We start from the raw sequence: 25,875 nt of genomic DNA, 5'->3' as shown, positions 1-25,875 counted from the left end.
ATAGATTGTGGATAAGTAAGTATAAGTCAATAGAATATTCTTAAAGTTTTTATTAATTATAGAGTTATCCACAATGATGCTAAATTTAGTTTAGCGCTCGCAACGTAAGATTTAAAAAACATAAGTTATTGATTAGTATATAATTTATCATAAAAACTCAAAAACAATCAGCTTTTCATGTTTCATGTGGAACAAAGTTATGCACAGTTTCATGTGGAACATTTAAAATGGTAACGTACTTATCCACATATAGTTCACATTATAAGCATTTTGCGGATAACAAAATCACAAATAAGCAACCTACAAAGGCAATAGCGTTAATTTAAGGTCAGAACCAAGTTTCTCATAATTATAAATATCGAAGCGCAACTGTTGAGCCAGTGAGATAGGATTGAAATTGACCATTGGTCGCGCTTGATCACCAAGGAGACAAGGCGCCTGATAAACAATCAATTCATCGACGAGCTGCTGACTCAAAAAACTTCCCGCAACGCCAGCACCCGCCTCCACCAAGACATCATAACACTGATGGTCTCTGACTAATGTTGCTAGTAAATCAGTGAGATCATCTGTGCGCCAATAAATCGTATCTGTACGGCGGCACAATTGATAATCAGACTGAGCACTGTGCTCTAAACGCTGACGTCTATCGAGCACTACAATCTGAGGTGATGGTATTTTTTCGGGTAATACGCCTAGTTGATTTGAACGCACGTTGAGCTGCGGATCATCAGCTATCACTGTCTCACTACCGGTTATGATTGCCCCACTTCGTGCGCGTATCTTTTGTACATCTTCGCGGGCTGCGTTTGATGTAATCCATTTTGACTCACCAGATGCCATCGCGGTGCGACCATCTAGGCTAGTCGCTATTTTTAATCTGACATATGGCATCTGAGTCCGCATGGCTTTTAAAAACCCGCGATTTAATGCTTCTGCCTGCTCCGTCAGTATGCCAACTGTCACTTCAATACCAGCTTGCTTAAGTAGCTTTACCCCGCGACCTGCCACCTGTGGATTGGGGTCTAGGCCGGCAATCACAACACGCTTTACATTAGCTTTAATAAGTGCCAACGCACACGGCGGTGTACGGCCTGTATGGCTGCATGGCTCTAGAGTCACATAAGCCGTTGCGCCCACTGCTCGATCGCCTGCTTCTTTTAATGCAAATACCTCTGCATGTGGCTCACCAGCTTTCGGATGAAACCCTTGACCGACCACTTCTTCAGTTTGGACGATGACACAACCTACTACTGGATTTGGCCTAGTAGTATATAAACCGAGCTTAGCTTGTTCGATAGCAAGCATCATAAAGTAGCGATCTTGCGCATCTTGAGAGTGATTTATAGTTGGCATAACAGTAGGCTTATGAATGATTGGTAATAATTACGGAGAATTTTATTTAATAATCTAGGCGCTTTGAACTCAAAATCAGTTTAATAGTTAGACATATTTATTGATGTACCAGCTTATTTGTCATTTGGACGGATATTGGCAATTTCCTGATGAAAAGCATCAATGTCTTGAAAGTCGCGATAGACGCTAGCAAAGCGCACATAGGCAACATCATCTAAAGTTTTTAGCTCACTCATGATGATTTCGCCCAAGACTTTACTACTGATTTCACGCTCACCCATCTGTCTGACGCGTTTTTCAACTCGGCTGATCATTGCTTCTTGCTCATCGATAGTGATGGGGCGCTTTTGCAAAGGCAATAAGATAGACCGACGCAGCTTTTCATTGTCGTAAGGTTCAATCTTGTTGCTGGATTTGATAATCCTTGGCATCACCACTTCTACCATCTCAAACGTTGTAAAACGCTCTTGGCAACTGTTGCATGAACGGCGGCGACGCACTTGCGCACCTTCTGCAGCAAGACGTGAGTCAATCACTTTTGTCTCTGATGCATTACAATACGGGCAGTGCATAGCAATTCCTTCTTTTATGACTAAGAATAAAAGCAAAACTTATGAGATAGACAAATGTATTGAGTAATAGATAGAGTTATTCAACCGTTATTTACCAATACAAAAACTACCAAATATTTTGCCAAGCAAATCATCAGCACTAAACTCACCTGTAATCTCACCCAAACTCTGCTGGGCCTGACGCAAGCTTTCAGCAACCAACTCACCTGCTTGGAATACCGTTAACTGCTCATGCGCCTCTGTTAAACAGTTGGCTGTCCGTCTGAGAGCATCTATATGACGAGTACGAGCGATTAAGCTATTTTCTGGTGGATGAAAACCTACCTTAGCGCATAGTGCTTCGACTAAATTATCGATACCAGCGCCTGTTTCACATGAAACATTAACTTGTTCGTAGCCTCTATCTTTGATTTCGGCTTGCATCGTAGAGGCAGATTTTTCGCTACTATCATCGCTCAGTAGATCACTTTTATTGGCAATGATGAGTAAGCGTTTGGCATCTGGCAGCTCGCCGAATAACTGCTCAGCCAATTGCAACGGTGTGCTTTCTTCTTCAACATCGCGAGTCACATCGTAAACCATCAGCAGCATATCAGCTTGGGTAATGGCGGTACGGGCACGTTCAATGCCGATACGCTCTACGGTATCCTCTGTATCACGTAAGCCTGCCGTATCGGTAAGGTGAAGTGTCAAACCATTGAGCACGACCGTCTCTTGTAACGTATCACGCGTGGTGCCAGCGACATCGGTCACGATAGCACGTTCTTGCCCTGCTAGACGATTTAGCAGGCTTGATTTACCAGCATTTGGCCTACCTGCTAGGACAACATGGATACCATCACGTAAGAGCTGACCTTGCTTTGCTGTGGCTAAGACTTGCTGTATCTTATCTTGCGTTTGCTCAAGTTTGCTCTGTATCACGCCGTCAGATAAAAAATCGACATCCTCTTCATCAGGGAAATCAATGGCAGCCTCAACGTGCAAGCGCAAATGAATCAACTGTTCTAATAGCTGGTTTATTTTTTGGGAGAACTCACCACTTAGTGAACGAATCGCACTACTCGCGGCCGCCGCACTGGTCGCATCAATCGCATCAGCGATCGCCTCTGCCTGCACCAAATCCAACTTATCGTTATCAAAAGCGCGATAAGAAAACTCTCCGGCACTCGCTTGTTTGGCGCCTAATTCAAATACACGTGCAAGCAACTGGTTCTGTAAAATAACGCCGCCATGCCCTTGCAGCTCAATCACATCTTCACCCGTGAATGAGTGCGGACTTTTAAAGAACAGTACGAGCCCTTCATCAATAACGGTGCCATCCGCCTGATAAAAGCGGCAGAAGCTAGCCATACGCGGCGTAAAAGCAGATTTACCCGTCAGCGCGCAGGCCATGGCGTAAGCACGGCTACCTGACAGACGTATAACACCCACACCCCCTCGCCCGAGTGGCGTTGCAATCGCAGCAATCGTGGCGAGTCCCGATGTATTAGATTTTTCAGAATGATTCGGTGTGGCTAATGCCATCTCTAAGGAATCCACAATAACTCTCAATAACTAAAAATCCCATTATAGACGTCTGTGCTCATAGTGACAAAGCAAACTTTGAAACGCGGCCTAATCGTTGATATTTTCTCTTTAATGTTGATAAGCTGTGGATAACATTTTAGCACTTATAAAAAAACCACCGCTTGCGCGATGGTTTTTGTTTTTATCCTTCTGATAGAGCGTCAATTAGTCAACTATTTTTACCGTGCGACGTTTCTGCTCTTCTTCGACTTTCTTATTTACAATATATTGCTGAGTCATACTGAACAAGTTGTTCACTGTCCAATATAGTACCAAACCTGCTGGGAAGAATAGCATGAATGCGGTAAAGATAATTGGCAAGAACTTCATCACTTTTGCTTGCATTGGATCTGCTGGCTGCGGATTCAACTGCTGCTGGATGAACATGGAAACACCCATCAATAGCGGCAAGATGAACCAAGGATCCATGGCTGAAAGATCGCGAATCCACAAAATCCAAGGCGCATGACGCAGCTCGACACTCTCTACGAGCACCCAATACAAAGCTAAGAAAATTGGCATCTGCATCAAGATAGGTAGACAACCCGCCATCGGATTGACATTCTCTTCTTTGTAGATGGCCATCATTTCTTGCGACATTTTCATGCGGTCGTCGCCATGCTCTTCTTTTAGCGTTTTTAGTCTCGGCGCAATAGCGCGCATTTTTGCCATTGAATAATAGCTCTTATTAGAGAACCACATCAAAGCAATTTTGACTAAAATGGTGAGGATAATGATTGACCAACCCCAGTTACCCACAACTTTATGCACACCTTCCAAGATAGCAAACAAGACTTTCGATATTGGCCACAATAAACCGTAATCAACCGTCTTATTCAGACCAACTGCCACATCTTTTAGCTCAGACTGTACTTTTGGACCTGCGTACAGTGTGGCATCCAACGTCACTTGCTTATTCGGTGCGACATTGACTGGCTGACTGTTAAAGCCGATAAAGTAGTCGTTACCAGTCTCGCGGGTAAAGAATTTACCCGTGAAGTTTTCAGGCGTCCATGCAGAGACAAAGTAATGCTGTACGATGCCAACCCAACCTTTATCACTGGTCGTCGTCAACTCACCATCGCTGAAGTCTTTAAACTTCAGTTTATTGTATGGATCATCTGGCGTACCCCACGCACCACCTAGATAAGTCGCCATGCTCAGCGCGCCTTTATCAGACATGCCAGGATCTTTACTATCGTCGCGTTTTAGCTGCGCAAACATCTGACCTTGCCACGCATTGGTAGAGGCGTTTTGAATTTTGTAGCTAATATCGATCGGATATTTGTTTTCAGTAAAGGTGAATGTCTTGGTGATTGTCACGCCATCTTTTTTGTAAGTAAGCGGTACTGACAATGTCTGTTGCCCTGCTTCCATTACATAATTGTTGGCGGTGTGGCTATAAATCGCACGGCCTTCTGCCGTATCAATACCATTTTGACCAATCAAGCCAGACTGAGCCACGTATACACGGTTGCTGTTGTTTTCTAGCAATACGAAAGGCTTATCGCTATCGAGCGTCGCGTCATACTGCTTGAGCGCAGCATAGACAATATCACCGCCTTCTGGGTTGATTTTGATTTCATAGCGATCGGTTGTTACCGTGATTAATCCTGTGTCCTTTGCAGGGGTCGCTGTCACAGCTGCGTTATCCACAGGTAGGGTCTGAACCGGAATATCGCCTGCGGCACCAGTGGTAGAAGGAATGTCAGCACCTACTGAACTTGTAGTTTCTGGCACTGCTTCTACAGCTGGTGCATCGGCATAATCATCTCGCCATGCCAAAATCAGCAGATAAGCGGTAATTAGCATCGCAATGATGATCATCACCCGAAATATCTTTTGCATAAACCTTTCCTAGATTAAAAATTAGGGAATGAAAAATTAGGGCATGTGTCATGACTGTATTGCATAGTTATCATCATGATCGATAACCGCGTTGAGAGTCATTTACATAAAATGTGCATCATTTTACTAAAAATCTGCTTCAAATGATACCAAGAGTGTGGATAACTTGTGGGTAAGTCATTGAAGATGATATCTAAAGCCCGAAGTTATGATTTTTATGTTGTCTTCATTAAGTAGTTAAGACGTGGCACATACCCCTGACGATCTCGGTAAACACCCCATCCTCTACTATCGCTACTCGTTGTAGAAGGTATATATTGATACCGATAAGAAGATAAAGGGAGCGGGACAAAATCAATGCCGTGTCCACCAAGCGGATGACATTTACTAAGACGTTTTAACAGCAACCAACTACCTACACGAGTGCCATGCCACGCCAAAGCTTGTTTACCATAGTTTGAACAGGTGGGATAGTAACGGCAGCGAGCAGGTATGATAGGGCTAATTATTTTTTGATAAAATTTTATTATATTTAATATAAAAACAAAAATTATTTTATTTATTAAAACTAATAATTTTTTCATTTTATTTTTTTTCTATTTTTTTAAAAATATTATTTATTTCTTTTTTTAATTCTTTATTATCAATATCCTTTATCGATTTTTTTACTATAAAAACAATATCTTTATTTTCTAATTTAAAAGCTTTTGTACGGAACTGCTCACGGATATGTCGTTTAATCAAATTTCGAACGACAGCAGTAGGCACTTTACGCTTAGTAATCGCCATACCGATACGTGGCTTGTCACAGGCACTGGGTCTCACAAACGCCATCAAGTGGCTCTGATGTATCTTACGCTCAGGTGCGTCAAACACTTCACGAAAAGCTGCTGGTGTCAGTAGGCGCTGCTCTTTAGTAAAATTGGCTGTAGGTGTAGCTAAAAGAGATTTGGGCATGGTATGACCTAATATGATAGGGAATGGCGATATTAAAGATAATAGCAAAATATAGAAACAAAAAAAGCGCCGATGCGGGCGCTTTTAATATATGGCTAAGTGTCAGTTGTGATGATTGACTATTGCAATCTATAAACAATAGGAGCACAACAAGCAATATTAGCCATGCTTATCGCTATCTACTGATTATACAGTTAGACGATGACGTCCTTTAGCACGGCGACGAGCTAAGACCTGACGGCCTTTTTTAGTTGCCATACGAGCACGGAAACCGTGAGTACGTTTACGCTTGATCACGCTTGGTTGGAATGTACGTTTCATAACTCACCTATCAAAATAATGGACTAAATTCGTAATAACGGAGGATTATACCATCCAGTATAGTTTTGGTCAATAAACTAATTTAGCCTGTTTTCAGAGATTCAGTTTCTGCTATCAGATTGCTAGATATTATTTGTTCAATACTTCCGTTTTGTTTAATCAGTGTTTTTAGTTGACAGTAAATAATTTCTGAAGTTATCCACAGTTTTGCATGAAATCTATAATAATAATTAATTAATATATATAGAGTTGTTGTTATTGGGGCTTTACTTATCTGTGGCTAACTCCACTTTATCCTTATTTATCAAAACACTAGGCTATGGATAAGGTTGTGGATAACCTGTGGGCTAAATATGGATAACTTATCTTGTAGAGTTATCCACAAAACTATCCACAGTCTTATCCCCAAAAAACAAGGTTTTATCCACAGGGTATTTATGTTAGATTAGCCCCTACTTCGTGTGTGGCTTCTCATAACTTTCCAGTGTGACTTTTAACATAGTTAATCACTGTTGATACCAAGTATTTCTGTAGAAGGTCAGGCTATTAAAGTTAATTATTATTGCAAATTATAGGGTTAGTATTTTTCATGATAGACACAGCAAATATTTGGGATAAATGTCTGAACGATTTGCGCTATAACGTTAAAGACAACGTTTTTACCATGTGGCTGAGACCTCTATCAGCTTATCAAGAAGCACAAACTCTGATCATTCTTGCGCCTAATGATTATTTTGTCACGTATATTAAAAAGAACCATCTTCAAGATATTCAGCAATTGGTTGCTAAGCACAGTCAAGGTAGCATTGAGGAGGTTGTTGTCCGTGTTGATAATGCTGGACGTGAGGTAGACGATAGTCAGCAGACAAAAACAGGATCATTATTTTTGGAGGATAAGCCCTCCCCTACTCCATCTGAGCATAAATTTGAATCTATCCATCATAATAATTCAAAAGCAGGTATCGACGCTAATATGCGTCAGGGAGAACTGATCGACTCAGTGGATGCCAAGTCATTAAGCTATCTCAACCCTGACTTTACTTTTGAGACATTCGTCACTGGTAAGTCCAACAATCTGGCCTACAAAGCTTGTTACGAGCTTGGTAAAAAACAATCAAAAAATCGACACAATCCTTTATTTATATATGGACCTTCTGGATTAGGAAAAACGCATTTAATGCATTCTGTAGCACATCGATATCTAAAAAATAATCAAAGTTTTTATTATTTTACTTCTGAAAAATTTATAAACCAATTGGTTTATTCATTAAGAAATAATAAAATAGAAGATTTTAAAAAGAAAATAAAAAAAGTAGATTTATTAATTGTAGATGATATTCACGTCTTAGCAGGAAAGACCAAAAGCAGTAATGAATTTTTAACATTGTTTGCAGATTTTACCAGTGGTGACAAACAACTGATTTTGGCTTCTGATCGTCATCCATCACAAATGACGGAATTTGATGAACGCTTTAGATCGCGATTTTCTTGGGGATTGACAGTCGCAGTTGACCCTCCTGAGATTGATACTCGCGTGCAAATTTTGCAGAAAAAAGCCGCTTCTTATGGCATGGTGCTGCCTAAAGAGTGTGCATTGTTTATCGCTCAAAACGTGGTATCCAATGTCAGACGTTTGGAGGGTGCTCTCAATCAAGTTTTTGCAAATGCCAATTTGACAGGTGCACAGATTACTCTTGAGATGGTGCAATACGCGTTAAAAGACATCGTTGCTATGCGTGTACAAGCCGTAAATATGGATAATATCCGAAAAATAGTCGCTGAATACTATGATGTAACGGTGAAAGACATTATGGGGCGTAAACGTACGCGTAGCATCGCCAGACCTCGCCAAATAGCGATGGCCTTATCGCGTGAGTTAACAGGTGATAGTTTTCCTGAAATTGGTCAATCATTTGGTGGACGTGACCATACTACAGTGATGCACGCTTGCGATAAGGTAAATGAATTACGAGCATCAGATCCAGCGTTTGACAAGGATTATAAGACGCTAGCGTTGATGTTACAGGCAGGTTAGTAGAGTGAGTCTTCACTGTATTTTAGGGAGAAAATATCGTTTATAATATTGAAAATATAAGCAGATAGATGCTCTGTAGATTATAGTCGGTAGACAAGGTATTATTAGACGATTACGTCAAATTTTTATAAAAAAATCATTCAAATAAGAGTAACTAAGCATGCAATTATCGATCAATCGAGAATCGTTACTAAAAGCTATCAACTTGATCGCCAAAGCCGCTGATAAACGCCATAATATGGTGATATTGGGTAATATTAAGCTGCAGTTATCAGAGTCCGAGCTTATCTTGAAAGCCTCAGATTTAGAAGTGGAGCTGACATCGACCTTGAAATTGCCTGCTGGTGCTTGTGTTGAAGCAGGAACAACGACGCTACCTGCAACAAAACTAAAAGATATTTGTAAGTCTTTACCTGCACAAGCCCAAGTTAACCTAGCGACTCAAGCGAATGAGCGTTGTTTGCTTACCAGTGGCAAGAGCCGTTTCACGCTAGGCACCTTACCAAGTGAAGACTATCCAAGCTTGGGCAATCCTGAAAATATCACGCCGTTGAACATCAGCCGTAGTCGATTGACAGATTTGATTCACAAAACTCAGTTTGCGATGGCAATTCAAGATGTACGTTATTATTTGACGGGTATGCTGTTTGATGTTTCACAGCAGCAGCTGACGACCGTTGCGACTGACGGACATAGATTGGCCTTGGCACGTAGCGTTATAGATGTGAGTGCTGATCTGAGCATGCAGGCTATCTTGCCACGTAAGGCAGTGATCGAGCTTGAGCGTTTGGCGACTGAGCTTGGCAAAATGCTAGGGGATAAGGACAATGCAGTGACGCTGAGTTTTGGGCGTGAGTTTTTGCAAGTGAGCTTACCATTTGGCGATGTAGATAGTGCAGGGCAAGTCAGCCAAAACCTAATGGTGACGTTTACTGCCCGTTTGATTGATGGCAAATTCCCTGATTATCGCCGCGTCATGCCAAGCAATACAGATAAGCTCGCGTTATTTAATCAAGAAAAAATGACTGACGTATTACGCCGGGTTGCGATTTTGAGTAATGAGAAGTCGCGCGGTGTGGTCTTTAATTTTGCCAGTGATGGTATGGTAGAGGTACGTGCCAACAATGCTGAGCAAGATGAAGCCGTGGAGATGATACAAGCCAAATATCAGGGCGAACCAATGGAGTTATCATTCAATGCTGCGTATCTACAAGATGTGCTAAGTGTTATTCAAGGTGATTTGCAGATGCATATGAGCCAATCGAATGCTTCAGTGTTGGTCAATCAGCTTAATGATGAGTTCCATCAATACGTCATCATGCCGATGCGTATATAGTCTGATTTTTTGCACATCATACAGCATTGAACCGCGCTAGCATCTTTTAAGTATTTACGCGGACAGCTTAAATTTAAATAAACTTTTGCTTGCTTTGAAAGCTGAAAATAATGGGCGGCTATCGATATCATGATTGAACGTCTACAAGTATCAAATCTGCGCAACCTCACACAAGTTAATTTGCAGTCGACCGTTTGCAACGTTGTCATCGGTGCAAATGGTAGCGGCAAAACCTCTTTACTTGAAGCGATATTCTTATTATCGAGAGGCAAAAGCTTTCGCCATCACCAGCCAAAACGTTATATACAGCATCATCAAAACCATGCAACGGTCTATGCTAAGCTCAATGATGATCGTACGTTGGCCATTCAAAAACAAGCAGATGCGACAACCATTCTGCGTCTTAATCAAGCGACTGTCTACAATCAAAGTATATTGACTGAGCAGCTGCCCACGCTATTGATAGATCCCTCAACGATGGATATGTTAGAGCAGGGTAGTGCCAGTCGTCGCCAGCTATTAGATTGGTTGGTGTTTCACATGAAACAAGGTTTCCACCCACAATGGGTCGCCTATCAACGCCTGTTAAAACAGCGCAATAGTTTACTAAAAAAGACTCGTCAATTGACGCAAGTCCAGCTAGCTGAGCTAAAGTCTTGGGATAAAGGACTAAGTAATCATGCGGCATTGATACATCATTATCGTGAGCAAGTATTTACTGAGTGGCAGCCTTATTTTGCCAAAAGTGTTCTGCAATTGTTGCCGTCTTATGCTGAGAAATTGAGCCTAAGTTATAACGCTGGCTATGACACTAATGTCGCGCTTGATGTACAGCTTAATGAGCGATTAGAGCAGGATTTACAGTTAGGATATACCCGTATAGGCAATCATCGGGCTGATATCCACGTACATTGGCGCTCTGATAATACTGTACGGTCTGATGATGTTATAGATAGTCAGGCGACAAATACAAATACAGCGTCCTCAAACCATGAGGTAAATGCTAAATTACCAACTCTAAAAGAGCAGGCAGCAAATGTATTGTCCCGCGGTGAAAAGAAGCTGCTTATTACTGCGCTACGCTTATCACAACTACCATTACTGCTCAATGATAATAAATATAGCGCTTCGTTCGCTAATAACTCAACATCGAGAGCGACTCCTGTCGTGCTACTAGATGACATCACCGCAGAGCTAGACGATAGGGCGATAGGTATTCTTTTATCAACATTAGCGCAGCTGCCTTGTCAGGTGTTCATGACCAGCTTGACGGATGATATCGTACATCTGGTTAATGAGTTATGGTCAAAACCTAGGTTGTTTCACGTGAAACAAGGTCAGATATGGTCTGTTGATTAATTCCTGTTGATTAATTCTTAATCGCTTATCATCACTTTAAGCATTTTCCTGCCTACTTATAACGCCTTTTATGCGTCCTTTACTGAGTATCACAGTCACGACTATTACTTATACTAGCTATTAGACAAAGACACCGACTCATAAGTCGTAAAACTCCCAGTAAACAGTGACTTACAGACAAAAAAATGCTAAAATAACCCTTTATTTTTGTCCTGTTCTCAGCAATTTATTCGATAGCATCATATAACAGACTTCTATTTTTTATTTCTTTATAAGTAATTGATAATTAAATATTTTATTTATTTCAATAGTTTTAACAATGGCTAGAAAAACAAAGACTATTACTAATAAGTAATTTGCCAATTTTATCTCTATGCAGCCTTTTTTAGGCTAACGGTGGTTAGTAGTTTAGCCGCTCATATGCACTCTAAGTGATGAATAATAGAAGTTGGTTTTAAGATGCCATCATGAGGTGCATTTTTATAAGTGCGCTGATAAAAACGGCTGATTATGGCTAGATTAAGGAATGTACATGAGTGATTCATTACCTATTGACCACGAGCAATTGATAGACGACAGTGCTACTGAAGCCGCTGTATCTACTGTAGTTTCAGAAGTATTACCTTCTGATTATAGTTCTAAGGATATCCGTGTACTACGTGGGCTAGAGGCTGTACGCGTGCGCCCTGGTATGTATATTGGTGACACTGACGATGGCACAGGCTTGCATCATATGGTCTTTGAGGTCGTGGATAACTCTATTGATGAGGCGCTGGCCGGTCACTGTGATCAGATTGATATCATCATTCACGAAGACGAGTCTGTCAGTGTGATGGATAATGGCCGCGGTGTACCAGTCGATATCCATCCAGAGGAAGGGGTGTCAGCGGCGCAGGTCATCATGACAGTCCTGCATGCAGGCGGTAAGTTCGATGATAATAGCTATAAAGTCTCAGGCGGTCTGCATGGTGTTGGGGTATCGGTCGTCAATGCGTTGTCTAAAAAGCTTGAGATGAATATCTGGCGTGAAGGCTATCATTACCGTCAGACCTATACTGATGGTGTACCTGACGCTGATATTCAGCAGATGGAAGCGACCGATCAAACCGGTACGCAAATCCGCTTTTATCCAAGCAGCGACGTATTCACCGGCACAGTCTTTGAATATGATATTTTGGCAAAACGCCTACGCGAGCTGTCATTTTTGAACTCCGGTGTGCGTATCGTTCTGACCGATGAGCGTATTGATAAGCGTCGTGAGTTTGAGCATAAAGGCGGCTTACTAGAGTTTGTCAGCTATATCAATGCAGGTAAAGACGGTATCAATGAAGTATTCCATTTTACCAGTCAGCAAGACGATGGTATCAGTGTCGAAGTCGCGCTGCAGTGGACCGATACGTATAACGAAAAAGTATTGTGTTTCACCAATAACATTCCGCAAAAAGATGGCGGTACGCATTTATCAGGTTTCCGCTCAGCCCTGACACGCGGCTTAAACAGCTACATGGATCGTGAGAATTTATTCAAAAAAGAAAAAGTCGCGGCGACTGGCGATGATGCTCGTGAAGGTCTAACGGCTATTGTCTCGGTGAAAGTGCCTGATCCAAAATTCTCAAGCCAGACCAAAGACAAGCTGGTCTCAAGTGAAGTGAAATCTGCTGTCGAATCAGCGATGCATGATAAGTTCAATGATTATCTGCTAGAAAACCCAAGCGCTGGTAAAGCCATTGCTAATAAAATCATGGAAGCTGCTCGTGCGCGTGATGCGGCCCGTAAAGCGCGAGAGATGACTCGCCGAAAGACGACTCTGGATATTGCAGGTCTGCCGGGTAAGTTGGCTGACTGCCAAGAAAAAGATCCAGTACTATCTGAGCTATATATTGTGGAGGGTGACTCTGCAGGTGGCTCAGCGAAGCAAGGTCGTAGCCGTAAGACTCAAGCGATTTTGCCGCTAAAAGGTAAAATTTTGAACGTTGAGCGTGCACGTTTTGACAAAATGCTATCGTCCGCTGAAGTGGGTAACCTGATCACGGCACTTGGCTGTGGTATCGGCCCTGATGAGTATAATCCAGATAAAGTACGCTACCATAAAATCATCATCATGACCGATGCCGATGTGGATGGCTCACACATTCGTACCCTGCTGCTGACATTCTTTTTCCGTCAAACGCCTGAGCTGATCGAGCGTGGCTATGTATATATCGCCCAGCCGCCGCTATATAAAGTGAAAAAGGGTCGTCAAGAGCTTTATCTCAAAGATGATGAGGCGCTAAAAGCGTATCTATTGTCATCAACCATTGATAGTACCAAGCTACATGTTAGTGCGGATGCGCCTGCTATTACAGGGCAAGCGCTTGAATCATTGCTGAATGATTATAACCAAACTCAGCTGATCAAAGCGCGTTTGCAGATTCGCTTCCCAGCGGTCATCTTGGATGCGTTGACGCATACGCCAAAGCTATCCGTTGATATGACTTATGATGAGTCTGCGATGCAGGACTGGCAAAAAGCCATGCAGGCTCAGCTTGACGTCTTTGGTAGTGAGTTAAATCCTGAGATTGAGTTGGTCAATATTCATGCACCGCAGTCACAAGATATGGATTCAGCGGCTGCCGATCTATTGGGTATGACACCTGCAATTGGCACTGAGGCCGCAAGCACCGCAGAAGGCGAAGCATCAGACAATGAGGCTTTATCTACTAAGGCGCAGTGGCTACCACGTGTCACAGTCTATGTGCATCAATTGGCACACCATTATCTGTTAGATGCTAGCTTTATCAACTCAAGTGAGTATGGCAAATTATTACGTCTATCAAGCGAGTGGAATACCCTGCTTGAGAGTGATGCCTTTATCCGCCGTGAAGCAAGTGCGGGCACGACTAAAGATATTCCAGTACGTGACTTCGATTATCTCTGGCAGCAAATGATGCTCGACGCGCGTCGTGGTCTGGCTATCCAGCGCTACAAAGGTCTAGGTGAGATGAACGCCGACCAGCTATGGGATACCACGATGGATCCAGAAAACCGTCGTATGCTACGTGTCACTATCGAAGATGCGATTGCCGCTGATCATATGTTTACCTGCTTGATGGGTGATCATGTCGAGCCACGTCGTGTCTTTATTGAAGAAAATGCGTTAACCGTCTCAAATCTAGATATCTAATTTTGAAACTGATCAGTAACAACGTATAAAAATACCGCTTCGTCTATCGAAGCGGTATTTTTGTTTCACGTGGAACCTTTTTTATAAAGCTAATCATACCTGCTATTCGAGTTAAGAGAAAATACCATGATTGAAGTAGTGCTGCTCGCGATTGCACTCGCGATGGATGCGTTTGCCGTATCGATAGGACTGGGCGCAAAGTCACAGAAACAAAGCCAGCAATATGCACGTCATCTCGCTATTTATGCCGCATTATATTTCGGTATCGCGCAGGGTGTGATGCCGCTCATTGGCTATTTATTGGGTGCAGCGCTGTTGGGATGGTTGGCGGCGGCCGCGCCTTGGATTGGCGGTATCATCTTAATTGCGCTGGGTGGCAAGATGCTGTACGAAGTGCTCAGTGGTGAGGATGACGAAGAAGATATTGACGTGGGCGGTAGTGTCATTAGCCATCGCACCATGTTTACCCTTGCTATTGCTACCAGTATTGACGCCATGGCAGCAGGATTTACGCTAAATTTATTGGCCTTGAACGCGTGGTTAGCTTGCTTGATTATCGCGGTCGTAACGGCGGTGTTTGGCTGGCTCGGGGTCTATTTAGGACGACGCTCTGGTACATGGCTGGAGGATAAGGCAGAAGCATTGGGCGGTGTAGTGCTGATTGCGATTGGTATCAAAGTCATGTTCTTTGGCTAATCTATTTAGAGTTTCACTTAGCCTTTATGCAAAAAGCACCGCCTTGAATATCAAAGCGGTGCTTTTTTTGTTTCACGTGAAACTTAGGCGTGTTAGGTATTCAACGACTATTCTTCGTCGGTATCAAAGCGCCACGCGAGTACACGAGTGCTCTTTTGACCTTGGCTCATCTCAATGATACGCATCTGCGCGACATTAAGCTGCTTTAATAGTAGTTGTAAAGGTTTCACGTTTTCAGATTTTGATACTAACGTCGTGAACCAGCCGACATGCTCAGCATAGCTTTGGCTTTCTTTTGCCATCTTGGTCAAAAACGCAATCTCGCCACCTTCACTCCACAATTCTTTATGCTGACCACCGAAGTTTAGGTTCTGCGCTGCGTTATCTGACTTGGTCGAATGACGGCTGATTTGCTCGCTTTCATTTTTACCGCGATGACGTTGTAGGTTGTGCTGCTTACGACTGTTGGCTTCCATCGCTTCTTCTAATGAGGCGTGAAACGGAGGGTTACACACCACCACATCGAAATAATCTTGACGACCAATGATGTTTTTAAAGATGAACTTAGGCTCAGGCTGTAGCTTTACTTTGACCGCGCTTTTTAGCTTAGGATTGGCGTCACAAATGAGGGTGGCAGTATTGACCGAAACTGGATCAATATCGCTTGCGGTAAATCGCCAGCCGTAGCTTTGGCTACCGACAATCGGATAGATCGCACTGGCACCCGTACCGATATCAAGGGCGTGAATGTCTTTACCCGTTGGCGGTGTGTTGTCGGCATTCACGTGCGTGGTCTGCGCGAGTAAATCCGCAATATAGTGAATATAATCGGCACGGCCAGGAATTGGCGGACACAGATAGCCGTCAGGAATATCCCAAAACTTAACGCCGTAATAGTTTGCCAGTAGTGCTTTGTTTAGCACACGAACCGCCTGATGATCCGAGAAATTAATCGTGGGCTCGCCTTTAGGGTTGGTGATGGTATGCTCAGCAAGCTCAGGCAACGCGCGAGTCAATACGGCAAAGTCGTAACGACCTTGATGTGGATTGCGCGGATGCAATTGACCGAGTTTTTTGGCGGTCGCAGGCGATCGGTTTCTGTGTTTACTATTGGCAGGATTACGGGTCATGGGCTTACTTGTCATAATGTCAGGCTACGATATATGGATATAAGTCAGCAGTGTAGCAGATTTCACCGCTCGCAAATGAGTTATCGATGACGCAAGATCAGGTTGAGTCCCAATACGATCATCGCAGACCCCAACACACGGTCGATCCAATGCTCAAAACGCTGAAAGCGGCGGTGAATTGCAGGGACAGAGAGTAGCATCACCACGGTGCTAAACCATGCCATCTGTAGCACCATCATCCAGACGCCATAAATCGCCAATTGCCAAAGTGGGATGTCTGGCGATAGCACAAGGGTAAAAATCGCCACAAAATAGACAGGCGCTTTTGGGTTGAAGACATTGCAGAAAAACCCGCGACGCAATGTGGTGAAAGTATCGTTAGGCGTTGTAAATTTGGTATGAGTAGAGGCGTCTTGCTTTGCTTGTAAATGATCAATAGGTGCGTTCTCTTGCGTTACTGATGCTGTTAGTTCTACTGGCTTTTTAGGTTTGGCCTGAATGCCTTGCCACCCCAGATAGATCAAATAGCCACCGCCCAGCCATTTAATCGCGGTCAATAGTGGCTGCGAATGCGCAATCACCGTCGCCAGTCCCAGCACCGAATAGATAATGTGTACCGATAATCCTAAGGTAATACCCAAACTACAAATCAAACCAGTACGCCGACCTTTGGCTAATGTCTGCTGTGAGACCAACACAAAATCAGGCCCTGGTGAGGCGGCCGCCAGCAAGTGAACGCTAGTGATTAGCAAAAACCCATGCCAAAACTCCATAAAACCCTCTATACCTTGATATTTTACCCAACCTAGTCTGAATCATAGTTGCACTTATCACAAATGAGTTCAACTTTTATCTATTATCGCGCCATTCGAGTCATTGCTATCGCTTGTGTTATGGTTATATGCTGTCTATATTAAATGAAGTATTAAAAATAGTCCTATCGACAAATCGCTATAAATAAGCGAGCAAGATTCGACGATATAACTAGGGCGTGTTGAACATTCGCAAATAGGCACTGCTGATCGCTAAAATGGTTCCAGACAAGGCACAAAGCGACGATAATGCAGAGATGCCTTAGCGAGATTTGTAACGCAGTATGGGGCAATTTTAGCATCAGCCCCAACGATAAAAGCAGGGGACAGGACTATTTTTTGCCGCTTCATCGTTAAAAATAAGCGTTTAGAATGACTAAACTTATTATTTTTAACATCGAATCGCCTAAAAAATAGTCGCTGTCAGTGCCATGGTCGAATGTTCAACACGCCCTACTCACTTCATAAAAAAGAACTTTGACAAGGACATCACCATGACGACGGACAGTACTACGCAAGACAACCGCATTACTTATGATACAGACGGCACTATTTGCCTGATTGGGCTAAATCGCGCCAATAAACGCAATGCTTTTGACAGTCATATGATTACCCAGCTATCTGACGCATTGACTCGATATGAAGACGATGAGCATCTACGCTGTGCGCTTATCTTTGCGTATGGCGATCACTTCACCGCTGGGCTCGATCTGGTCGAGCTACAAGATAAGCTAAACGATGGTGTGTTTGAGTTTGATGATAATCAAATTGACCCGTGGGGCATTAGTGGACGCTTACGCACCAAACCTGTGGTGGTGGCGGTCAAAGGCACGTGCTTTACCGTGGCTATCGAGTTGATGCTCAATTGTGATGTGGTCATCGCAAGCGACAACTGTAACTTTGCTCAAATGGAAGTCCAGCGCGGCATCATGCCATTTGGCGGAGCGACGGTACGCTTTGTCGCGGCGGCAGGCTGGCAAAAAGCCATGCCATATCTACTCACGGGCAAAACGTTCGATGCGCAAACGGCTGATCGACTGAACTTGGTCAGTGAAGTGGTGGCAAATGGGACTGAGTACGAGCGCGCATTAACACTGGCGCAAGAGATCAGCAAAGCTGCGCCGCTGGGCGTTAGAGGCGCGCTATCTTCCGCGCAAGATGCGAGCCGCAATGGTGCCGCAACGGCACTGGCTAATATCCATAGCTATCTGCCGCCGCTGTTTCATTCAGAAGATGCCAAAGAGGGCGTGATGGCGATGGTTGAGAGAAGGGAAGCGGAGTTTAAGGGGTATTAGGGTAGTAATCTATAAGAATTATATTTGATAAGTAAAGCGTGGAACTAGTTTCTCAGGGTTTTAGTTCTAGAGAAAAATAATTTCACAACATATTTTGGAGAAAATAATTGGCTAAAAAAGATAAGGAAATAAGCAATCCGTTTTCTACAGGAGGTGGAGGTGCTCACTTCGAAGCACATATTCAAGCGTGTTTTGTAGTTTTGATGCTATCTAGAGGTCATGTTCCTAATATGCCATGTTGGCCTATCAAAGAAATAGCCTTTCAAGGTAAAAGGCTAGGTTATGAGACTGATGACTTGGTTCTATTTATTGAAGACTTGGAAACTAATAAGTCTCGCAAACTTTTGGGGCAAGTAAAGCATTCTATTGCTATCACTAAAGGTGACTCTACATTTGGTGAGGTTATACAAGCAGCGTGGACTGACTTTAACAATAGCTCTATCTTCGATAAACGCAAAGATATTATTGCATTGATTACTAGTCATATAAGTGCAACTGACCATAAAAATGTTCAGTTCATTTTGCGCCAAGCTAAATATGCTAAGGATTCTTTGGAGTTTTTTACAAACGTTAATATGGCTAAATTTAGCCCTTCCCAAGCGACTAATAAACTTGATGTTTTTAAATTACATTTAAAAAATGCCAATAATGGTACAGATTTAACCGATGAAGAATTATATAATTTTTTAGGCTGTTTTCAGGTCTTAGGTTATGACTTGGGAGATGAAAAAGGTGTGGTTCTATCTCTAATTCACTCTCATATTTCCCAATTCCAGAATAAGGATGTTAGGAGGGTATGGAGTAGAATCGTAGATGTTGTTCAATCATATAATCAAAGTGGTACAACTATAACTAAAGATAACCTACCTGAAGATTTGTTGGAAGATTTTGCCAAGCATAGGTCTATTATAGAAATACCTAGCCATTTAAAAAATAGTAGGGTGCAAGATCATACTCAATTGATTAGCTATCAATACAGCTCAGAGTTAGCACTTCTACTACTAATTGGTGGATGGAATGATAAAAATGAAAATGATAGAAAAATAGTTAGCCAACTTTTGAAAAAGGAATATGAAGACTGCTTACTTATTATTAAAGATATTTCTAAACAATTTAATAGTCCTCTAGTTTTTAAAAATGGAGCTTGGTTGGTTAGAGGAAAAATAGAATTACTTGAGGCTTTAGGCTCGCTGATTTTTGATAATGATTTAGACAACTTCAAAGCTATTGTAGAATTAGTATTGAATGAAGAAGATCCTGCCTTTGAGTTATCTAAAGATGAAAGATATTTAGCTAGTATACAAGGAAAGGTTATTACATATTCAGGCATACTTCGCCAGAATCTTGCAGAAGGTATGGCGCTGACTGGAAATAATGCAAAATTATTTACTCAATGTACTCCATCAAAAGCGGAAAATATAGTTTGTATCTTAGTAAGAGAGCTATTAAGTGAAGCTACTTGGCAACAATGGGCAACGATCAATAACTTACTACCTGATTTAGCTGAAGCCAATCCTAATGAGTTTCTTAAACAAATAGAAAACACACTAAGCTTAGACCCTTGCCCCTTCGATAAGATATTCGAACAGGAAGGTAGTGGTTTTGGTCAGGCAAACTACCTTGTAGGTCTTCTATGGGGACTTGAAGCTTTAGCTTGGAATCCGCAACATTTAGTACGTGTGGTTTGTATATTGAGTGAACTTGCAAGCCATGATATAGGTGGCAATTGGGCAAATAGACCAATCAACTCTCTCATTACAATTTTACTCCCTTGGAGGCCACAAACTACAGCTGATGCAGAAAAAAGAAAAATTGCTATTAGTACTGTAGTGAGAGAGGAGCCAGATATAGGTTGGATTCTACTACTTGAGTTGTTGCCTAATAAACATTTAACTGCTTTTGAAAACTATAAGCCTAAATGGCAAAATATTATCTCTAGTGAGTGGGAAGCTAATATTTCAAATCAAGAATATTGGGAACAGAACGAGTTCTTGGGTGATTTGATTGTAGGTATGACAGAGAAAAATATTGAGCGTAATATAGAGTTGATTAAAAATTTAGATCATTTTCCTGAAAAAAGTTTTGAGTCTTTTATTGAAAAACTAAGCTCTGAAAGTTTTAGCGAGTATTCAGAAGAAAATAAAAAGGAAGTTTGGAACGAATTAACAACACTATTTATTAAGCATCGTAAATTTACAGATGCAGAGTGGGTATTACCAAGTCATATGGTCGATAAAATAGAGGATGTTTCTGAAAAATTTGCACCAAATAATCCTTTTTTGCTTTATCAATATTTGTTTTCAGAAAGAGACTTTGAGCTTTATGAAAGCAATGACGACTTTAATCAAGAGCAAAGTAAACTTGATGAAAAAAGGAAGGCTGCAATAGAAGAGTTGTTAACTTATAGCGGTATTGAACAGGTTATAGAATTCGTACAAGTAGTATCCTCACCTCAAGCTGTCGGGTATGCTTTAGCTAGTATCTCGAATAATGAGATAGATGAATATTTATTACCAAGCTTGTTAACAACGTCAGATAATAAGTTAAAAGAGTTTTTGAGTTCATACATATCGAAATCATTAAGAGAGAAAAGTTGGAATTGGGTTGATAATATTAATAGACTGAACTGGTCAGAAGAGGATTTAGGTCAGTTTTTATCTTATTTGCCATTTTCTGAAAACACATGGGAAAGAGTCGAGTCTTGGTTGTCAGAAGATGAATCTAAATATTGGACTCGAACATTTACCAATGCTTTATATGTTGAGACAGATATAAAGTTTGCTGTGAACAAGCTTTTACAATATGAGAGACCACGAGCAGCTCTAAGATGTATATCTAGTTGGATGTTTCAAGGTAAGAGCTTGGATAGTGAACAATGTATAGAAGTACTACTAGCTAGCGTAAACTCTAAAGAATCTATTAACGCACTCGTACCATACGAAGTTGTTAAGTTAATAAAATACTTACAGTCTAAAGAAGAGATAAATCAAGAAGCGTTAGCTAAAATAGAATGGGCTTACTTACCATGGCTTGATTACAAGCTTGATGCCAGACCTAGGCTTTTAGAATGGAAACTTGGGACAGATGCGAATTTCTTTTGTCAGATAATTCAGTCGATTTATAGATCTACTAGTGACAATTTCAAAAAAGATACTATAGGTGAAAACAATAGACAATTAGCTACTAATGCTTGGCAATTACTTCATAACTGGAATACTGTGCCTGGAACAGATATGGAAGGTCACTTTGACTCAGGTTTATTTCAAGAATGGTTCGAAGAAGTTAAAAAAATATGTATAGATTCTGGGCATTACAGAGTTGCTATGCAGCAAATAGGTAGTGTTCTTAACAATACACCAAAAGATAGCGATGGGTTATGGATTGACAGGACAGTTGCTGCTACTTTGAATGATAAAGATGCTGGAGAACTTCGTGGTGGTTATAGAATTGGCTTATACAACTCGAGAGGTGCTCATTGGGTAGATCCAACTGGTGAAGCAGAGAAAAAGCTAGCAATCGAATATGATAGTAAAGCAGAGGCTGTTGAAAATGCAGGTTATCACCGTTTTGCAGTGACACTTCGAGAGCTTGCTAATAGTTATAAAAGGGAAGCGGAAGATGTTATTTCTGATTATAAGGACAGCTAAATAGATAGGGTACATCAGGAATAACTCAAACCTCACCCAAATCTTCCATATCCACATACTCCTTTTTACCATGAATCTTATACATCTTACGGTCGATCTCTGGATACAGGGTAATATCGATCGGTGGTCGGCTGCCGCCCATCAGGTAAGTGGCATCGGCATCGCTCTCATTGCGCATCGAATGCGCCGCGCCATGTGCAGGAAAGCCAACAAAATCTCCAGCACTCAGCTCATAATACTCATCACCATAGCGCAGCGACAGCTCACCTGACAGCACATAAATGAACTCATCCGACTCCTCGTGATAGTGATGGGTCGTCGTCTCATCTCCCGCTTCCACCCGTACGAGGTGCAAGCCAAACTTGGTCAGACCAACGATATCACTGAGCGATACCGTATGGCGGATAGCGTGCTCATTGAACTGGTGGATATGCTTAGTCTCAGGCGTGTTGTCGATATCGGATTTGGTCAAGACGTATGCTTGCGTGTCCTTAGGCGGCTTTTGTTCTGGTGTCGTCATCATCGGTCTCCTTGGTTGATGCTTTGAGTGTATACCACTATTAGCCAATAGTAACAGGTTTTAAAAGGGACGAGATAGGCGTGATGTTGATAATCAGACAGCGGCTTTATATATCCTGCATAAAGCGATTGTTGATGACGCCATTCCTGTTGTACCCTGAACCATTATTTTAAATGAAGGGGAATGCGGGTGTTGTATAACTTTGATGAAGTCATCGATAGACGTGGTACGGGATCGCTTAAATGGCACTATAGCGATGATACGATTCCGCTGTGGGTGGCGGATATGGATTTTAAGGCCGCACCGCCTATCTTAAACGCGATTGAGCAAGCCGTACAGCATGGCATATTGGGCTATACCAAACCTACTGAGGCGCTATATGACGCCATTATCGAGTGGCATGGCAGTCGCTATGAGTTACCACTTGCTAAAGAAAATATTTTGTTTTCCCCGGGTGTCGTGCCAAGCTTAGCGCTGATGATGAACGTCTTTACCGAGGTAGGGGATGCGGTGCTGGTCAATGATCCTGTGTACACGCCCTTTATGAGTAAGGTTGAGCAAAATGGTCGCACGCTCATCACCTCATCGTTACAAGAGAGCGAGGGTAAATATCACTTAAATTTAGCTGATATCGAAGCCAAGATTATCGATCATGATGTGAAGCTATATTTAGTCTGCAATCCGCACAATCCGGGCGGGCGCGTATGGATGAGAGAGGAGCTTGAGGCGCTACTGACGATTTGCAAAAAGCATGATGTAGCGATTGTCAGTGATGAGATTCATCAGGATTTGACCTTGCGCGAGCATACCTTTACACCGTTTTTAACGCTGGCACAAGGCTATGAGCATAAGGTGGTCAGTCTGACCTCAATGACCAAGACCTTTAATATTGCGGGGATTAAAGGCTCGCTGATTTTTTCTAAGGATGCCGCACTGATAGAAAAAATTGACGCCCAGCAGCATCTAAACGATGAGTATGAGCTCAACATGTTCGCCTATGCCGCGATGCACAGCGCCTATCGTGACGGCGGTGAATGGTTGGCACAGCTGCTTGCCTATATTGAGGACAATATTGAGTTTACCTTGCAGTTTTTCGCTGAACATCTACCCAATATCAAGGTAATGCGACCAGAAGTGTCCTATCTGATTTGGCTGGATTGCTCAGCATATAGTCAAGACGACGAGCAGCTTTATGATATTTTACGTGCGGCGAAAGTGGAGCTGAGCGCAGGCTATAAGTATGGCAGTGAGGGGCATTCAAAAATGCGTATCAATGTTGCCTGTCCGCGTATGCTGTTAGAAGCGGGCTTGGCGCGGATGGTGGTGGCGTTTGAGGGGTTGGGGAATTAAGACATTATTGAGAAAATGGGCAATGCCTTATTGCTGACCTAGTGAAACAAGCAAACTATTGATTCTATTAATCGAGATCAAACATGGATGAAAAAGTTAAAGCATCATGGGAGCGTGTACTTCACCCCACGACGCTTAAAAAAAATATCATTACAGCCTCTATATTTTCGATGGGCTTCGAGATGCTCAAGAATAGTATTGTTGAAAAGATAAAAGGCTTTTTTACTAATGGGTTCGATGAAAATGGAATGATTGTTAGCGCTGAGTATAAAGAAAAGGTGCTTGTCTTGAATAGAAGCCGACTCTATGCATCTTTAACGTGGCTACGAGATATGGGTGCCATTGATGATGAAGATTTAGAGAAATTTGAGTATATCGAAAGGTGCCGCAACACCTTAGCTCATGAAATGTTAACATTTGCTTCGTCTGGGATTGACTTTGATGTCACAGAAACTTTTGAAGAAATGGTCGGTTTATTGAGAAAGATAGAGATTTGGTGGTTTGTAAACCTAGATATGGCAATAGACCCAGATGCTTATCCTGAAGATCTAGATTTAGAGCAGGTTACTCCAGGTCCAGTATGGGGTCTTCAAATGCTTATTGACGTTGCGTTAGGTTCAGAGGATGAGGCGCAAAAATACTATAATTACTTTGTCGCAAACTCGGACAAAGTTTAAGATGTGCATTTCCTCGGAATTTTTCAACTCTCCTACAACTAGCTGCGAATGTATGTTGAATTGTACAAAATAGTATGGTCTAAATTTTCAACCACTTCCCAAAGCTCAATCGGTCATAACCATTGAGCCTTAATATCTATACAGTTACTCTATCGGAGATAGCTTACCATGCGGGCTTGAGCGCAGGTACTGTTTGGGCGCTTTCACTTTTGCGGCAAGCTCACCTGCCACGCATCAACAAAACCACCTCTAAACAAACGGTGCATCAGGACAATGCGACGCTTCCAGTTCTTTTTCTGTAGGTGCGCGCAGCAACGTAATCGGCGCTGTCTGCGCCGCTTGCCACTCAATCAAGCCGAGCTCAGCAAACTCACCCAGCCAGCCTGCCATTGCCCAATGTTGCCACTGATCATAAAAGCGATTGGCATTGATAACGATACTGTCCAAGTGATTTAGCGGCGGACGGCAGACGCTGTGCTGCTGATGGTAGACGATTTCGGCAGTCAGATAAAACGGCATGCCGCACGCGCGTGCGCGAAACGCAAAGTCAGTGTCCTCCGCGCCGTAGCCGACATAAGCGGTGTCAAAGCCCCCAAGCGCATCAAACTGCTGGCGCGTGATGGCAAAGCACAAGCTCCAAAACGCCCCGAAGTCCTCGGTCTGCGTCATCGCGGCGGGCGCGAGTGAGTCTGTGGGCGCAAAGTTGGGACGATAAGGGTTGTATACGGAGAGCGCATCTAGCGCGGCATTATTTAGCATCCCAGCTGACAGCGCTGCTGACTCGGCGGCTGACAGCGGGCGCGTCAGATATTTGGGCTGCCCCATCAGCAGCGCGTTAGGATGCGCCGTGAGCTTGCTATACAGTCCAGCGATGCTGTCCGCCGCAACCAGACAATCGACATCTAAGAATATCAGCGCATCGAAGCTCGCGTGCGTGGCGCCGATATTGCGATTGTGCCCGATATCAAAGCGCGCTTGCTTATCGTTGCCATCTTTCGTGGTCGGAATCTGTACGATGTTCAGCGCGTATTCGTTTAGGCGCTTGGGGTCGGCGTCGTCATTGACGATGATGACTTCGGCAGGTGGCGTACTGCTGTTGGCAAGGGCGGCAAGCAGATTGTATAAGTGCGTGTTACGCCCATAGCAGGTAGTGATGACGCTCACAGGCGCGGTCGGTCGCTTCGGGGAGGCGGTCGGTCGCTTCGGGGAGATTGGGTCGTGATGCATCATAGGCT

Annotated in this window: 20 protein-coding genes; 9 read left to right on the top strand and 11 right to left on the bottom strand. The window is 42.8% G+C overall.

The annotated features are described in order from the left end of the window. Window positions 1–300: 300 nt before the first annotated feature. The 7 genes from ribD to rpmH all read right to left on the bottom strand — a co-directional run bounded on the left by ribD (window position 301) and on the right by rpmH (window position 6,620). Window positions 301–1,356, bottom strand: a complete 1,056-nt coding sequence (ribD, locus tag BLR43_RS08065; protein ID WP_093070256.1) for a bifunctional diaminohydroxyphosphoribosylaminopyrimidine deaminase/5-amino-6-(5-phosphoribosylamino)uracil reductase RibD — start codon at window positions 1,354–1,356, stop codon at window positions 301–303. Between the two features lie 113 nt (window positions 1,357–1,469). Further along, complete coding sequence (nrdR, locus tag BLR43_RS08060) at window positions 1,470–1,928, bottom strand: transcriptional regulator NrdR (protein ID WP_071002667.1); 459 nt, start codon at window positions 1,926–1,928, stop codon at window positions 1,470–1,472. Window positions 1,929–2,015: 87 nt separating this feature from the next. Further along, window positions 2,016–3,452, bottom strand: a complete 1,437-nt coding sequence (gene mnmE / locus BLR43_RS08055) for a tRNA uridine-5-carboxymethylaminomethyl(34) synthesis GTPase MnmE (RefSeq protein ID WP_093070253.1) — start codon at window positions 3,450–3,452, stop codon at window positions 2,016–2,018. A gap of 207 nt (window positions 3,453–3,659) precedes the next feature. Further along, complete coding sequence (gene yidC / locus BLR43_RS08050; protein WP_093070251.1) at window positions 3,660–5,342, bottom strand: membrane protein insertase YidC; 1,683 nt, start codon at window positions 5,340–5,342, stop codon at window positions 3,660–3,662. 215 nt (window positions 5,343–5,557) lie between these two features. After that, window positions 5,558–5,926 carry a membrane protein insertion efficiency factor YidD gene (gene yidD / locus BLR43_RS08045; RefSeq protein ID WP_093070248.1) on the bottom strand — a complete coding sequence of 123 codons (369 nt, stop codon included), beginning with the start codon at window positions 5,924–5,926 and terminating at the stop codon, window positions 5,558–5,560. Window position 5,927: 1 nt separating this feature from the next. After that, window positions 5,928–6,299 (bottom strand): ribonuclease P protein component, encoded by a 372-nt coding sequence (rnpA, locus tag BLR43_RS08040; protein WP_093070245.1) that lies wholly within the window; start codon window positions 6,297–6,299, stop codon window positions 5,928–5,930. 186 nt (window positions 6,300–6,485) lie between these two features. Next, window positions 6,486–6,620 carry a 50S ribosomal protein L34 gene (gene rpmH / locus BLR43_RS08035; protein WP_007394757.1) on the bottom strand — a complete coding sequence of 45 codons (135 nt, stop codon included), beginning with the start codon at window positions 6,618–6,620 and terminating at the stop codon, window positions 6,486–6,488. 589 nt (window positions 6,621–7,209) lie between these two features. Between rpmH and dnaA the strand changes: the two genes are divergently transcribed. The 5 genes from dnaA (at window position 7,210) to BLR43_RS08010 (ending at window position 15,209) form a co-directional block, all read left to right on the top strand. Further along, window positions 7,210–8,655: a chromosomal replication initiator protein DnaA gene (dnaA, locus tag BLR43_RS08030; protein WP_093070242.1), complete on the top strand. Its 1,446-nt coding sequence runs from the start codon at window positions 7,210–7,212 to the stop codon at window positions 8,653–8,655. Between the two features lie 160 nt (window positions 8,656–8,815). Then, window positions 8,816–9,991 carry a DNA polymerase III subunit beta gene (gene dnaN, locus BLR43_RS08025; protein WP_093070240.1) on the top strand — a complete coding sequence of 392 codons (1,176 nt, stop codon included), beginning with the start codon at window positions 8,816–8,818 and terminating at the stop codon, window positions 9,989–9,991. Window positions 9,992–10,120: 129 nt separating this feature from the next. After that, the gene (gene recF / locus BLR43_RS08020) at window positions 10,121–11,350 is read left to right on the top strand and encodes a DNA replication/repair protein RecF (RefSeq protein ID WP_093070238.1); all 1,230 of its coding nucleotides are present in this window, start codon (window positions 10,121–10,123) and stop codon (window positions 11,348–11,350) included. 532 nt (window positions 11,351–11,882) lie between these two features. Continuing rightward, the gene (gyrB, locus tag BLR43_RS08015; protein ID WP_093070236.1) at window positions 11,883–14,513 is read left to right on the top strand and encodes a DNA topoisomerase (ATP-hydrolyzing) subunit B; all 2,631 of its coding nucleotides are present in this window, start codon (window positions 11,883–11,885) and stop codon (window positions 14,511–14,513) included. Between the two features lie 126 nt (window positions 14,514–14,639). After that, window positions 14,640–15,209 carry a manganese efflux pump MntP gene (locus BLR43_RS08010; RefSeq protein ID WP_093070234.1) on the top strand — a complete coding sequence of 190 codons (570 nt, stop codon included), beginning with the start codon at window positions 14,640–14,642 and terminating at the stop codon, window positions 15,207–15,209. A 107-nt stretch (window positions 15,210–15,316) separates the two neighbouring features. Here the strand turns inward: BLR43_RS08010 and rlmF are convergent, their stop codons facing one another. Both rlmF and BLR43_RS08000 read right to left on the bottom strand, forming a co-directional pair. Next, window positions 15,317–16,354: a 23S rRNA (adenine(1618)-N(6))-methyltransferase RlmF gene (gene rlmF / locus BLR43_RS08005; RefSeq protein WP_093070232.1), complete on the bottom strand. Its 1,038-nt coding sequence runs from the start codon at window positions 16,352–16,354 to the stop codon at window positions 15,317–15,319. 65 nt (window positions 16,355–16,419) lie between these two features. After that, the gene (locus tag BLR43_RS08000) at window positions 16,420–17,112 is read right to left on the bottom strand and encodes a LysE family translocator (RefSeq protein WP_093070230.1); all 693 of its coding nucleotides are present in this window, start codon (window positions 17,110–17,112) and stop codon (window positions 16,420–16,422) included. A 533-nt stretch (window positions 17,113–17,645) separates the two neighbouring features. Here BLR43_RS08000 and BLR43_RS07995 point away from each other — a divergent pair. Both BLR43_RS07995 and BLR43_RS07990 read left to right on the top strand, forming a co-directional pair. Next, window positions 17,646–18,446, top strand: coding sequence for a crotonase/enoyl-CoA hydratase family protein (locus BLR43_RS07995; protein ID WP_093070228.1), 801 nt, complete (start codon window positions 17,646–17,648; stop codon window positions 18,444–18,446). A 107-nt stretch (window positions 18,447–18,553) separates the two neighbouring features. Next, a complete protein-coding gene (locus BLR43_RS07990) occupies window positions 18,554–22,093 on the top strand; it encodes a hypothetical protein (RefSeq protein ID WP_093070227.1) in 3,540 nt (1,179 codons plus the stop codon). Between the two features lie 25 nt (window positions 22,094–22,118). Here the strand turns inward: BLR43_RS07990 and BLR43_RS07985 are convergent, their stop codons facing one another. Continuing rightward, on the bottom strand, window positions 22,119–22,616 hold the full coding sequence (locus tag BLR43_RS07985; RefSeq protein WP_093070225.1) for a cupin domain-containing protein: 498 nt from the start codon (window positions 22,614–22,616) through the stop codon (window positions 22,119–22,121). 180 nt (window positions 22,617–22,796) lie between these two features. Here BLR43_RS07985 and BLR43_RS07980 point away from each other — a divergent pair, with 180 nt between their 5' ends. Together BLR43_RS07980 and BLR43_RS07975 are read left to right on the top strand one after the other, a co-directional pair. Further along, the gene (locus BLR43_RS07980; protein ID WP_093070223.1) at window positions 22,797–23,963 is read left to right on the top strand and encodes a MalY/PatB family protein; all 1,167 of its coding nucleotides are present in this window, start codon (window positions 22,797–22,799) and stop codon (window positions 23,961–23,963) included. A gap of 83 nt (window positions 23,964–24,046) precedes the next feature. Continuing rightward, window positions 24,047–24,640: a hypothetical protein gene (locus BLR43_RS07975; protein ID WP_093070221.1), complete on the top strand. Its 594-nt coding sequence runs from the start codon at window positions 24,047–24,049 to the stop codon at window positions 24,638–24,640. Window positions 24,641–24,889: 249 nt separating this feature from the next. On the opposite strand, the gene BLR43_RS07970 is transcribed toward BLR43_RS07975, so the two are convergent. Beyond that, the gene (locus BLR43_RS07970; protein ID WP_167669395.1) at window positions 24,890–25,870 is read right to left on the bottom strand and encodes a glycosyltransferase family 2 protein; all 981 of its coding nucleotides are present in this window, start codon (window positions 25,868–25,870) and stop codon (window positions 24,890–24,892) included. Window positions 25,871–25,875: the final 5 nt, after the last annotated feature.

Origin of the sequence: Psychrobacter pacificensis (assembly GCF_900101915.1) — a bacterium.
Lineage (GTDB): Bacteria > Pseudomonadota > Gammaproteobacteria > Pseudomonadales > Moraxellaceae > Psychrobacter > Psychrobacter pacificensis.
Note: the sequence above shows the minus strand (reverse complement) of the source record. Positions and strands in the feature narration are given on the sequence as shown.